General features: G+C 48.8%; 8 protein-coding genes. 6 read left to right on the top strand and 2 right to left on the bottom strand.

The window, feature by feature from the left end; genetic code table 11:
* Positions 1-109: 109 nt before the first annotated feature.
* The 3 genes from FSU_RS16000 (at position 110) to FSU_RS14480 (ending at position 3484) form a co-directional block, all read left to right on the top strand.
* Entirely contained in the window at positions 110-1729 is a 1620-nt protein-coding gene (locus tag FSU_RS16000; RefSeq protein WP_015732319.1) for a carbohydrate-binding protein, read from the top strand.
* A gap of 232 nt (positions 1730-1961) precedes the next feature.
* Positions 1962-2660 (top strand): hypothetical protein, encoded by a 699-nt coding sequence (locus FSU_RS14475; protein ID WP_014547096.1) that lies wholly within the window; start codon positions 1962-1964, stop codon positions 2658-2660.
* Positions 2657-3484: an ABC transporter ATP-binding protein gene (locus tag FSU_RS14480; RefSeq protein WP_014547097.1), complete on the top strand. Its 828-nt coding sequence runs from the start codon at positions 2657-2659 to the stop codon at positions 3482-3484. The genes FSU_RS14475 and FSU_RS14480 overlap by 4 nt, the downstream gene beginning before the upstream one ends.
* A 44-nt stretch (positions 3485-3528) precedes the next feature.
* Here the strand turns inward: FSU_RS14480 and FSU_RS14485 are convergent, their stop codons facing one another.
* Both FSU_RS14485 and FSU_RS14490 read right to left on the bottom strand, forming a co-directional pair.
* Positions 3529-5457 carry a BamA/OMP85 family outer membrane protein gene (locus FSU_RS14485; protein ID WP_014547098.1) on the bottom strand — a complete coding sequence of 643 codons (1929 nt, stop codon included), beginning with the start codon at positions 5455-5457 and terminating at the stop codon, positions 3529-3531.
* On the bottom strand, positions 5454-9425 hold the full coding sequence (locus FSU_RS14490; RefSeq protein ID WP_014547099.1) for a hypothetical protein: 3972 nt from the start codon (positions 9423-9425) through the stop codon (positions 5454-5456). The genes FSU_RS14485 and FSU_RS14490 overlap by 4 nt, the downstream gene beginning before the upstream one ends.
* 216 nt (positions 9426-9641) lie before the next feature.
* On the opposite strand from FSU_RS14490, the gene FSU_RS14495 reads away from it, so the two are divergent.
* From FSU_RS14495 to FSU_RS14505, 3 genes are all read left to right on the top strand, one after another.
* Positions 9642-11723, top strand: coding sequence for a peptidyl-prolyl cis-trans isomerase (locus tag FSU_RS14495; protein ID WP_014547100.1), 2082 nt, complete (start codon positions 9642-9644; stop codon positions 11721-11723).
* Positions 11724-11938: 215 nt separating this feature from the next.
* Positions 11939-12391: a nucleoside-diphosphate kinase gene (gene ndk, locus FSU_RS14500; RefSeq protein ID WP_014547101.1), complete on the top strand. Its 453-nt coding sequence runs from the start codon at positions 11939-11941 to the stop codon at positions 12389-12391.
* A gap of 40 nt (positions 12392-12431) precedes the next feature.
* Positions 12432-13277 (top strand): succinate dehydrogenase cytochrome b subunit, encoded by an 846-nt coding sequence (locus FSU_RS14505; RefSeq protein WP_014547102.1) that lies wholly within the window; start codon positions 12432-12434, stop codon positions 13275-13277.

Genomic DNA, 13277 nt, shown 5'->3' on the forward strand with positions numbered 1-13277 from the left:
CAATTCAGGGTGCTTTTAGCATTTTGTCAATGTTTTTTGTAACGTAGTTTGTTCTCTTTACCTTAAAAGAGGGTATTTTCATGCATAGAAAAATGTATGGGAGATATGTATGGAATGTTTTAAAACTTCCCTTTGCGCGGCATTTTCGCTTGCTGTTTCTACTTTTGCTGGCCCGATCACTACGGTTCCTTGGAATGGTCATCCGGGTGCGGCGACTTTCACGTTTGACGATGGTCTCCATTCCCAGACGAACAACCTTACGTTCTTGGATAACATGGATGTAAAGGTGACGTTCTTTGTTTGCACGGGAACGATGGATTTTTCGACCAATTCGCAACCGCACTTGAATTATGCCAAGAAAGGCCACGAAATCGGGAACCACACGGTCAACCACAAAAATTTGACGCAGGGTGCGGATCTCAATTCAGAAATTGGCGGTGCTGCCACAAAGCTCCGTAGCATGGGGCTAGAAGCGACTTCCTTGGCGACGCCTTATTGCGCCCAGAACGCGACCGTTAAGAATGCGATTAACCAGGAACATTTCATCAATCGCGGGTGCGGTGGTGGCGGCCTTACGGGCTGGGATAACGAACCGGACTGGATGCAGATTGATTCGCACTACTGGCAGGCAAGTAGCAATGTCGCGAGTTTCAAGAGTAGCCTCGATCAGGCGGCGAGTGGCAAGTGGCACGTGCAGCTGAATCACGGTGTTGCGGGCAACTGGGATGTGATTTCGACGGCGGACATCAAGACGCTGATTGAATATGCGGTTAGCAAGAATTTGTGGGTCGCGACGTTTTCTACGGTGGGCGCTTACTTGCGCGCTCATTTCACGATTGATAAGGCGACTGCGACAAATACGGCGAACGGATTTACGGTCAAGTGGACATCTCCGCATGCGCATATGCCAAAGAGCGTGCCGCTTCGCGTAAAGATTCAGGGAGCTCAGGGCAAGACTGTAAGCCAGAAGGGCAAAGAGGTCAAGCCGAATTCCGATGGTACTTACACGATTGAATTCATGGCGCTTGAACTTGAAGTTTCTGGCGAACCGATTGAAGTCAAACCATTCAAGGGCGCAATTGAAATTCCGGGAACTGTTGAAGCCGAAAACTACGATACTTACGCTTACAGCGATGCCGACGGCAAGAGTGACGAAACAGGTTACCGCAGCGATGATGCCGGCATTGTCAAGGGTGGCTCTGGCTATGCGCTCGGCTACACGAGTGCTGACGATTATTTCGAATACACGCTCGATGTGAAAAAGGCGGGTAAGTACAAAGTAGTCATCAATGGCGCTACGGGTAATTCTACAGCGTCTTCCGTGACTGTTTCTGTAGGTGATAAAAAGATTGAAACGGAAATCCCGTCAAAGGGCGATTGGAATACGTATTCCGAAGTGGAAGCGGGCGAGTTGGAACTTGCAGCAGGCAAGCGAACGCTCCGCCTTACAATCAATACAAACTATATAAATATCGACTGGATTAAGTTCGTGGATGAATCGGGGACAACGAATATCGCGCGAAAAATTGCGTTTGAACATGGCCCTGCGATGGTGCGTTACCAGGTGTTTGATTTGAATGGCCAACTAATCAAGTCTGCGAATGTAATGGCGGGTTCTGTAAGCGAAGCCTGGAATCTTGTAAAAACAGGTCTCCGAAAAGGCGCTTACGTCATGCGTTACAGCGAGGCTGGGCAAGGCTCGCACGTCGTGAAAGTCCGTTTGCAATAGTCTAAGGCTATTAACTAACAACTAATAACTAATGACAAATAACCAATGATAAATAGCTCTCGCTCCCGAGGGCTTTTGACGCCTATGGCGTCCGCCGCTACGCTCGGTCATATCGGCAAACAAGTTTGCCGCTGCGACACTCGCTTGTGGGCTGTTTTTATTACAAAACTTTCGTCTTTCGTCTTTCGTCTTTCGTCTAAAAACTATCTTTGTTTCATAAACACGAGGTTTTATGCAGTCCTGGACCGAAATCAAGAATATTGAAAACCCCACAGAAGAACAGCAGCTTGAAGCGATTAAGCTGAACTGGTATGCCATCAGTCTTATCCAGAACCCGACTGAAACAGTGCAAAAGGCTGCATTTGAAAAAAATGAGCAGGCCATACTTTACGTGAAATGTGGTCCGTGCGAAGCTTTAAAGCAGGCGCTGAATGCCATGGACGAGACCAAGTTCCTTGCCGCATTCAAGGCTGAACCGAACTTGCTCAAGTTTATCACGAACCCGGCCCTTCTCAAGGTTGCCGTGTCGCAGGATTGGCGCATCGTCCGTAAGATTGAAGGTGCCTCCGATGAACTTTGGGCTGAGGCCGTTCGTCAGAGCCCGGACGCATTGAATTTTGTACACAATGCGGGTGAAAAAGTGCTCGTCGCCGCTGTGGAACGCGATTGGAAGTATATCCAGGAAATTGAAATTCCGACGGCTGCTGTTGTTGTGGCTGCAGTCAAGCAGGACTACCATGCATTTGAATACGTGAGCATCCGACGCCGTACTGAACCGGTGCAGCTCGCCGCCGTCCGCACGGACTGGCGTTGCATCCAGTACTTGCAGCGTGCTAGCGAAAAGGTGCAGATGGAAGCGGTCAAGGCTTCTAAGGATGCCCTCAAGCTGATCAAAAATCCGACTCCTGCCGTCAAGGAATTCTGCGCGTGATTGAACTTGATTCGGTAACATTCCGTTATCCGAAATCTACGGCAGATGCTCTGTCTAATATTTCTCTCAATATCCCGCAAGGGAGCTTTTTTGCGCTGATAGGCCCGAATGGCGCTGGCAAGACGACTTTGTTGCGCTTGCTTTGCGGGCGTCTGGGCGCATTCAAAGGCTCTGTCAAAATTGATGAGTCCCTGCGCAATTCTGCGGGATTCCTGAATGCCGAAAAGTACGGTGTGCTGCTCGAAAATCCGGGCGTTTATCCGAAACTTTCCATCAAGGAATACCTTCAGTATTTTACGGGCTTTTATGGCTTTGACGTTGAGAATTGGCGCGAAAACGGTGCCATGTTGGAACGTTGCAAGTCTTTTGCTGGACGCCTCAAGTTGCCACCCCTTGATAAGCGCTTAGAAACGCTTTCTCTCGGAAACCGCCAAAAGGTGCAGATTGTCCGTGCGCTTTTGCATAGCCCGAAGCTTTTGATTCTTGACGAGCCTGTTGCAAATCTAGACCCGATTTCAAGAGATACGGTTTGGCAACTGCTTGATGAATGGCGCAAAGAAGAAAACGGAACGGCGATTGTCTGTTCGCATGTGCTTGCTGAAATGGACCAGTGGGCGACTGATTATGCCATTATTGATGGCGGTCGGGTATTGAAAAGTGGGCGAGTCGCTGATGTCGGTGCCGACAGCACTTCATTTAAGATAAACGCTGCCGGTGTATCGCTTGAACAAATCCGCGCTGCTCTTGATGCTGCTGGCTTCTCCGCAGACGTTAATCTTGAACACACAAGCCTTTCAAAGCTTTATCGTTCAATTATTCAGTAAATTCCTAATTTCGGCGGTCTTCTATCAGCTGCTGCGCAGCCATTTTAGAATGCCTGCGACAAGTCAAACGCGAAACGTCCCCATTTGAACTTGGTGGAGTTCTTCTTGTTTTCGTCCAAACTTGTTACTCCTGTAATAATGGCGTAGTCAAGACGGAACGTCAGGAACTGCCAATGGTAACGGATTCCAAGGCCTATGCTTCCTTCCTGGGCGTCTTTGTATGTATTGTCCTTGACATCCATAACTCTAGCCCAGTCAAAGAACTGCACGATTTGCCATGCTCTTAGCGATTTCCACGGGAATGTCCAACGGAGTTCTTCGTTGATTCGAAAATACATCGGGGTGAGCGCGGTATGGATGTTGTCCTTCACGACAGAGGAATCTTTGCCTGTTTCTTTATTTGTGACTGTCGTTGTGTCGCTAGTCGTGTAGCTTGCAAAAATGCTCCGGAAACGGTAGCCGCGTACAGAACGTGAGCCACCCTGGTAAAATACGCGAGCATCGTCTTCAATGGCTGTATTGAAAAATCTGCCGACGCTTCCGCTCAATGCTCCATAGAATGTCCAGAATAAAGGCATGTAGATGTTTGCTGTAGCTTCACCATAAGTATAAATATGGCCATCTTCAAAGTTGGATTTATTGCTAAAGTTTGTTCCAAGTCCGACCGTCGGGGAGAGGCGCAAGCCCTTTTGCGGGTTGAAGTAGTCGTCGGTGAAATCAAACGCTAATGCAATTTCGCCTTTGAGCTTGAAAAGCTTGTCTTCGTTCTTGTTCACGTATCGTGTATCAATCGTGCCTCGGAATTTGATGTGGTCCGTAATGCCGAAGGTCAAGTCACCACGGTTGATTATTTCGTATCGCTCTTCAACGCTGTCGGGGTAGGCGGGCGGATTTATTTTTTCGTGGTTGAATGAGAGACGGTCCACAAAGCGGATGGCTGTCGGGATGAACGTGAAGGCGGTTCCGAAGAAAAGCGGGTTCGCGTAACCGAGCGTGATTTCCTGCTTGTTCTGTGCAATTTGCACGCTTGTCGAAAATTCATGGAATTTTCCAAAGAAGTTCTTGTGGTCGGCGTAAGCCATCGCTCCAAAACCATAAATTTCTTCAAAGAAAAATCCGTAGCGGGCTTCACCTGGCACGCGTTCAATCACGTCCAAATGAACGTCCGAAAGCCCGTCTTCGCGCAGTTCGTCGTTTAGCTTGACTTGCGTAAAGAGCTGGGTTGAATAGAGCTTGCTTTTAAAGTTGAAATACTGGTTACCGTCAATGATTTCACCTTTGGGGATTCTCCAAAGCGATGAGAGCCATGCCGTGTCCGAAAGCCCTTGTTCTGGAACCGCCTTTCGTTCGTTCTTGTTGACGGCGCGCTGTGTTGTGGTGATCATGTTTCCCATCAAAACTTTTGGGCCTGGGCGCACATTGATAATGACGTTGACTTGCTTTGCCGTTGTATCGACATGCTCTTCGGATGAAATATAAACGTGCAAGTTACCTTGCTTGCGGTACGCTTTCTGGATTTCCTGAAGGTCTTCGGAAATATCTTCTTGATTGTAGTTCTGGTGCTTTGAAATTTTCAGCGTCTGTAGGTCAATAGGAATTTCGGCATCGCCTTCAGAAATGATTTGCGCATTGTTGAACTTGTAGCATTCCCCTTCGCTGACCGTAAAATGATAGTTGCGCTGTTGGCTTCCGTTTGAAAGCTCTTCTCGTACAATGTCCATTTTTAGGTCAAGGCTATAGTAACCGCGGGAGTAGTAGAGCGCACGCACGTTTTCGGATGAAAGTCGCATCAAGAAGTCTTGTTTGATTGTATCCAGCTGGGCAAATTCTTCGGGAATGTCGAGCTGTTCATTCAGCTGGAATTTTGAGAAGACCTTATTGCCCGTGATGATGACAGACCATGGATTTTTTTCTCCGCTGTCGGCAAACGAAATGGCCGAAAAAAACAATAATGCACAAATCAGTAAAATCATTTTGCTTTCTCCGTAGACGTGCTGTCGGCGGGTGTCTTGCTTGTCGATACAGAATCGGCGGGGCTGTTTGCAGAAGGATCGTTGGGCTGTCGCATGGCTCTAGGTGGGCGGACTGTTTCGCAGTGGCCGATGCCTAAAATGCAGGGATTCCAGAATTTATACGAGTAGTTGATACCGATATTTTTCTCTATGCGGTTTTCATTGTCGTTTGTCGCTGTATTGGACTGGTATTGCTTTGCAATCAGGAGGCCGTTAAGAGATAGCGATGGTGAAAGATGGTTCTTGTGTGAATATTCCTTATCCTTGAATACCGGCAACATGTAGGTGGCACCGAACTGTAGCGACTGGTCGTAAGTCGGGCTCTGGCTCTGGTCCTGCGTGTAGCCGAAAATAAGGCTTAAGTTCTTGACCCAGCGATCCAGTGAAATCGGGACCTTGACGTAAGAGGAATCTTTTTCATTGCTGGAGCCGTTGTCAAACAACATAACTTTCATGTCAATATCGCCGATGTAATCACCGCCCAAAGTCTTGTTTGCTGTAGAAGAAATGACTTTGCCGATAGCTTTGCCGGCAAGCTTGTTCCAGTCTGCTGTAACGCCGTCTTCGGTAGCAACGCATCCGAGGAAGATGTTGCGGTAGGTATCAGCTGCGGTCGATTCCGTTCCGCAGTTGGAGCTGGGGATAGGCTGTGGGTTCGTGATTGTTCCTTGAATATCAAAGTTGATGGGGCAAGTGTCTTTATCCTTGTCGTCTTGCTCCGTACAATAGGGGAGTTCCTGCGAACTGGACACATCGATAATGCCATGCTGCCACGGAACGTCGTTCCAGGAAATGTTGAACGCGTTGAGGTCAAACTCATAGAGTGTCTTCACGCCGATGAATCCATTGTCCGCGTTGGTCACATCGCCACGCAAGATAGGTCTGTTGGTTGTACCGAGAACCCAGATGTCGAGCGTGAGCGGAAATGCTGCAAAAGGCGTGATGATTTCGACGGAATCTTTCTGGGAATCGCTGATGTGGAATGCCAGGTCGATTGGGCTCGAAACAGAAATCTTGGCTTCGGTCTTTTCTTTGCTGCGGAGGTTTGCAATGGCGTTGTTGAACAACGTCAAAATCTTGTCAAGCGAGCTTGGGGTGATTTCAATATCCAAGTCCTTGCGGTAGACGAGCTTGTCGATGATGAAGTTGCCGCTCACGCTCTTGTTCTTGATTTGCCTGTCCTTCGTATGCGGAATGTTGAGCGTAATGTCGCTCTTGCCAATCAGGTTTGCGGTACCGAACGTTTCGTCATCGAATTTGTACTGGACTAGCGGAATGTTTGCAACGAGGGACATCTGGTCTTCGGAATCTTCCAAGTGACTTGTAACGTTGCGCAGGGTGACGGTGTGGTTGTCCATTTCAAGCGTGTACTTCTCGGTGCTGATGTCGATTGCTTCGAGTTGCATGGTGTGCAAGTCGTAAAGCAAAGAGGCAAACAGCATGTCACCAATTTCGTTCTGCGTAGAAATCTCGTTGATCTCAAGCACGCCTTCTTTTATTTCGCCTCTGACGTGGATGGGGAAGGCGTTCGGGAGTGTTCCGTAACGGACAATGGTCGAGTCCGAAGTGAGTTTTGCCATAATGCCCGGCAAGCCTTCGCTCAGTTTGGCCTGGAGGTCGATTTTGAGGTCTGTCTTCTCGATTTCGGCGCGGGTTTCCGGGATGAGCCATGTGCCACCAAGCTTGATGGTACCGAACAAGTCAAGGTCGTTATTGAGCGTGCAGTTGCCGATGATGTGGCCACCGTTTGGGCTCTCGTAGGTGAGATGGACTTGTCTGTTCGGATCAAAAATATCATCGACGACAACGTTCGTGTTGCCGGTCCAGACTCCATTAGAAATTTCAAAATTGGTCAGGAGTTCAATCTTGTTCTTGTTGGCCGATAGGTTCATCTGCCGGATCTTGAGAACTTCGGGCGGAATGTTGTTGAAATTCAGGTCCTTGAAATCGAAGCTACCTAGCATGCCGGTTTCTTCGTTGAATGCGATTTCACCGTTGAAGCTACCCGAGGCAAGCGTCGTATCGCCAAGCGGTTCCAGTAGAATCGGCAAGTTGAAGTCCTCTGCCGAAGCCCAGGCGTGTAGCACCTGGATGGGGAGCATGGCGGTCGGTTTAAAGTCCGGGTTCGAATCGTTGGGCAGTACAAAGGTGCCTTCCATGGCGACCTTGTTGCTGTTTTGCGTAACGACAGCCGTATCGACTATGATGGTGTCGCCGTATTCGCGAATCTTGGTGTGTCCGTGGAGGATGAACGGTTCTACGTTTCCGTCGATGTCCAGTTCCGCTTCGCCAACTCTTGAATCAAGATTGTAATCTATGGTACCTGAGACTGTGCCTTTCAGTTTGTCGTTCAAGACAATGTCCGAGAACGGAATGGTCGAAATCTCGGCATGGTCCGCCTGCGCCCAGACGAGAAGCGAATCGCCTACGTGTACGATTGTTTCTGCTGAACCGCCGTTCTTTTGCTTCAAGCGCCAGGAGGTGTGGAGCGTCGGTTCGTGATAGTCAACATCGCCAGAAATGCTGAACTCTTCGTCGGGGGTGTAAATGGTCGCCTTCGGAAAATCAATGTATTTGCGGCCGAGGTCGAGCACTAGCTGCATTCGGAGCGAGTCTGCCTTGAAATGGTACGCGTTGATGATGGAGTCTATCTTGACGTAGGCTCGCAACTTGTTGTTCTGGAATGATCCTATGATTTTGGGATTCTTCCCGATTTCGACATTGCCCCTGACCCAGTCTAGCGCCCACGGTTCCATGGCCGAAAGGTTTGCCGCGAAGAACACCTTGAGGCTGTCCTTCGTCTTGACGTGAGCCCTGACGACTGAGCCTTCGCGCGTTTCAATAGAAGCGTCGATATCGCTACCCGTTTTGGTGATGGATTGGATATCCATGTCCATCGGCATCATCTGCGGGCCGTACATGGCACTCATGTTGGCGATTTCACCCGAGAAATCAAAGTCCAACTTGTCGTTGAATACGCCGTCGAGGTTGATATGCCCGCCTTCGTTGTTGCGGAACACGGACTCGATGTTGGTCTGCTTGGGCGAGCCGTAGACCTTTATGATGGCATCGAGCGGTAAGAACGGCCAATACTCGCCAATATGGGTCTTGAGCGTAAAGTTGTACTGGAACGTTTTTTTGGTAAGCGATGTCGAAACGTTGCCGCTGAAATTCAGGTTGCTTACCGCAGGGATTGCACTCGAAAGCTTCATGGGGACCCACTTGAGCGGATCCTTGACGCTTACGTTTGTCGACGCCTTCAGCTGGGTGAGGTCGTTTTTGGGGGCGGATGCGTTGAGGGCGATGTTGTCGTTACGAGTCTTGATATTGGCGTTGACGACGAGGCTCTTTTCTGAGAAGTCCGCGTCTAGCTGTATTGATGCCGTATCCTTGACGAAACTGCCTTTGATATTGTCGGCGCTAAGGGCAACCTGTTTTTGTCCAGTATTGTGGAGGCGGATATTTTGTGCTTTCCAGCCCATGTCGCCCATGGTAAAGTCCAGTTTCCCCAAGCTGACCTTTACGGGGAACGGAATTCTGACTTTTTCGGGGAACTCAATTGCTTCAAGAGCTTTTGCGGTGTCTTTTGCCACGGCCTTTGTGGCTGTATCCGGAACGAAATTTGCAGAAACTTCACCGACATCGAGGACGATTCCCCTGTTTTCGCCAAGGATCGTTATGTCCAGGTGCGGGTTCCTGACCATGTAGGTAGATTGCCCTTGTTCCACCTTGATGGAATCGTAAAACTGGTCCAGAAGGTTGTTCTGACGGTGTCCGTAAGGAGTGATGGTGACATTACCAAACGTGTGCGGACTGGATAGAAGATTTTCTACGGCAAAATGAACATACCAGACACCGACAGCCACGGCGCCCACGACAGCCGTCGCAACGGCTGCTTTTATGGCGAATATTGATAGAATACTCTTCAAGCGCTCCTAATATAGATAATGTTGGTATTTGTAAAATGAATGCTTACGCGGAACTTACGCCTGAAAGTACATAGAACTGTAAATTATTATTTATTTAGAATAAAGTAATTGCGCGCGACGCCAAAGTTCTTCTAACCACTAACCACTTCCTACTGTCTACTTCCTACTTCCGACTAAAAATTGTTATATTCACGCACACATATTCATGAGGACTTTATGAAAAAAGCTTTGCTTGTGTTTTGTTCTTTCTGCGCCCTTGTTCTTTCAGGGTGCAATTCCATTGGAGACAAGGATACTCTCGTTGCCAGGGTGAATGGCGAACCGATTTTCAAAGAAGACTACGCCTTCATGATGCGTGTGGGGAACATCGTCCCAAATACGGAACAGATGAGAAAAGCCTCGAGTTCTTTGTTCAGCCGCAAGGCTCTTTATACGGTCGCTCTCCAGAAGAATCCTGAACTGAAGGAACAGCTCGAAGCCCACAACGTGGCTCTTGAAAACTACCTCCTTACATTCGTGTACCAGCGCCTCTATACGATGGACCGCCTGATGTACACCGACGATGAACTTGCTTTCTATTACGACAAGCACCGCGACCAGTTTGCTGATTCGCTTTCCTACATGAATCTTCGCGACAAGGTTGCCGATGCCAAGTACATCGAATCCAACTATGATTCCTTGAAGTCCTATGCCTTCAAGCACAGGGACTTGTCCGATACGTCGCGTGAAGTCAAGATTACGTACGACATCAAGGAACGTTTTGTCTCGGACCATCGCCAACGGATTGTTCGTGAAACGGGACCGGCTCTCCTGAAAAAGTACAACATTCAGGAAACTGAAATCCAGATGCCTTCTGCTGAAGCCTACTACGAAAAGCACAAGAACTTGTACATGACTCCGGGTGGCTTTGTTGTCTACCATGTGGAATCTGCGGACTCCGCTAAACTTGCTAAGCGCTTTAAGGGCAAAAAGGTTGACCTCAAAGGTTTCATGAAGATTGCGTCCAAGTTTAGCGAAAACAAGGACACAAAGGCTGCTAAGGGCTTTGTCGGTAAGGTTGTTTATGGTCATCCGCTTCCGTATGGCATTGGCTTTGTCCCGAATATGTTTGTCGCTCTTGACACCTTGAAGGATGGAGCTATTTCCTCGGTGATCAAGTCTGAATCTACGGGCCGTTATCATGTGTTCTACCGCGAGTCCGTTGTTCAGCCGGAACAGAAACCGCTTGACCGCGTACGCAAGAGCATTGAACGTGATTTGGCAACAACCGCTAATTACGAACTTGATTCCAACTATGTGCTTGTTACGAAAAATGGCGAACCCGCTATCCGTGAAAAGGATGTTCTTGCTGTATACGAAGATAATGGTATGATGGTCCGTTCCCGCAGAACTCATGACCAGGTCGTAAAATCCCTTGCTCTCCAGCTTGCTTTTGCTTCCGAAGCTCGCGAAGTCGGACTCGACCACACTTGGGAATATCGCGCCCTCAAGCGCCAGAGCGATGTCGACTACATCATCAAGATGTACAGGATGAAGGTCCTTAACCACATCGTGGTTCCGGAAGATTCTCTCAAGGCCCTCTACGAACGTATGGGCAATCCGGCACACCCGACTTTGACGTATGAACAGTCCCGTTCTGAGCTCAGCGACTGGTTTGAAATCCCTGAAAATCTCATGAAGAGAACGTATTACTACGCCGAAGAAGACTACCTCCCGAAAACCTACGAAGAGTCTAAGAAGCAGGTGTTTGAAACGGCTTACCTGGTGTACCGTTCTGGCCGCTGGGACAAGGAAGTCGTGACTTCCTGGGGGACCGCTAAGGTGGATCTCTTTGCAGATAACATAACGCTTTTGCCGCAGGAATGGTCTGTGGAATTTGCCATGAAGTCTGCTGATTCTCTTTATACGCAGGCGAAGAGCCTCGAAAAAGCTTACCTTGCATGGTCTGGAATTCGCGAACGCTATGTGGATATTGATTCCGTTGCCAAAAAGGCTACATTTGAACTCGCGCACGTTTACAGCGATCAGGAAGAATTTGACAAGGCCCAGCGTGAATACAGGGCTTTCTACCGCACGTGGCCGGATTCTCCGGATGCTGAAAAGGCCATGTTCAGCCGTGGCTTCATCCTGAACGAAAACCTGCACAAGGATGCTGAAGCGCTCAAGGTCTTTGAAGAATTCAAGAAGCTTTACCCGAAGAGCGAACTCAACGAATCTGTCGATTGGCTTGTCCAGAACATCAAGAGCAACGGCAAACTCGCCGATGAACTTATGAAGAAAATCGAAGCGGAAGAGTAAGACGAAAGAACGGCGCAGAGCGCCTACAGACGAAAGACGAGAGATTAAATAATGTCGCTTCGCGATAATATTTATGAGATTCTTTTAAGCTCAAGTCTAAAAGCAAGTTTTTCTCTCGTCCCTCGTCTAAAACCAACACATTCTTTCGTCTTTCGTCTTTCGTCTTTCGTCTAAAATCTTATATTTTTCACAACTTTCAAAAAAAAGGTACTACTATGGAAATGACATTTGCAATGATCAAGCCGAACGCAGTCAAGTCTGGCTTGGTTGGTCGTATTATTGATCGCTACATCAGTGCCGGTCTCTCTGTCTGCGCCGTCAAGATGCACCAGATGACCTCCGAAGATGCTCGCGGTTTTTACGCTGAACACGTCGAAAAGCCGTTCTTCCCGGAACTCGAAGCCTACATGACCAAGGGTCCGTCCGTGATGCTTGCTCTCGGTGGCGAAAACGCAATTGCAAAGGTCCGCGCCATTAACGGTGCTACCAATCCGGCTAAGGCGGAACCGGGTACCCTCCGCTACGATTTTGCTCCTTCCATGACCGAAAACGTCGTTCACAGCTCCGATAGTCCGGCTTCTGCAGAACGCGAACTCGACTTCTGGTTCAAGAAGGAAGAACGCTACGCTTACGAAATGCCTTCTCTCAAGGCCTGCTGCGTCCTCTAATTTTTAACAATAAAACAATCCTTCTAAGGAGTAGACTCAAATGCAATGGATCATCAAGTATCTTACCTCGTCCATTGGTAAGAAGCAGATCATGGGATGCACAGGCGCCTTCTTGGCTCTGTTCATCTTTGGCCACATGTGTGGTAACTTCCAGCTCTTGAACTTCGACCAGGCTGCGGCACAGGCGTCCTACAACGCTTATACCGAATTCCTGACCGGATTCAACCCGCTCCACTTCCCGGTGAAGATGATTTACCTCGTCGAACTGGTACTCGTGGCTGCCTTTGCCATTCACATCTTCCTCGCTGTTACGCTGAAGATTGAAAACAAGAAGGCTCGTGGCGGAATTGAATACGAAGTCAATGCACGCAAGGGCAAGAAGACTTTCGCAACCTTCACCATGATCTGGTCTGGTCTCTTCATTGTTGGCTTCCTCATCCAGCACCTCATGATGCTCAAGTTCGGCGAACACTACCTCTATGTGAACGACAAGGGCGAAATCATCCGCGACATGTGGCTCACCACGATCCAGATGTTTGCAAATCCTGGCTGGGCTGCATTCTATGTTGTTAGCATGTTCGTCATCGGCATGCACCTCTTCCACGCCATCTCCTCTGCATTCCAGACGATGGGTATCGCTCACCAGAAGTGGACCCCGATTATCGATATCGCCGGTATCGTTTATAGCGTCGTCGTGGCACTTGGCTTCGGCATCACCGCTGTTGCCTCTTACTACCTCGCTAACCAGCCTGAAACCCAGGCTCTTATCGAAAAGTCCCGTAGCCTCCAGCAGCAGTACGAACAGCAGAAGGCCAAGGCCGACAAGGCTGCTTTCGTCATCCCGTCTGTTGGCGAAGTACAAGTTTCTTTCAATATTGAAAAGTAA

The sequence above is a fragment of the Fibrobacter succinogenes subsp. succinogenes S85 genome, from assembly GCF_000146505.1.
GTDB classification, from domain to species: Bacteria; Fibrobacterota; Fibrobacteria; order Fibrobacterales; family Fibrobacteraceae; genus Fibrobacter; species Fibrobacter succinogenes.

Excerpts from the sequence above, each read along its gene's own strand:
- FSU_RS14505 (WP_014547102.1), top strand. The coding sequence starts at position 12,432 with ATGCAATGGATCATCAAGTATCTTACCTCGTCCATTGGTAAGAAGCAG.
- ndk (WP_014547101.1), top strand. The coding sequence starts at position 11,939 with ATGGAAATGACATTTGCAATGATCAAGCCGAACGCAGTCAAGTCTGGC.
- FSU_RS16000 (WP_015732319.1), top strand. The coding sequence starts at position 110 with ATGGAATGTTTTAAAACTTCCCTTTGCGCGGCATTTTCGCTTGCTGTT.
- FSU_RS14475 (WP_014547096.1), top strand. The coding sequence starts at position 1,962 with ATGCAGTCCTGGACCGAAATCAAGAATATTGAAAACCCCACAGAAGAA.
- FSU_RS14495 (WP_014547100.1), top strand. The coding sequence starts at position 9,642 with ATGAAAAAAGCTTTGCTTGTGTTTTGTTCTTTCTGCGCCCTTGTTCTT.
- FSU_RS14485 (WP_014547098.1), bottom strand. The coding sequence starts at position 5,457 with ATGATTTTACTGATTTGTGCATTATTGTTTTTTTCGGCCATTTCGTTT.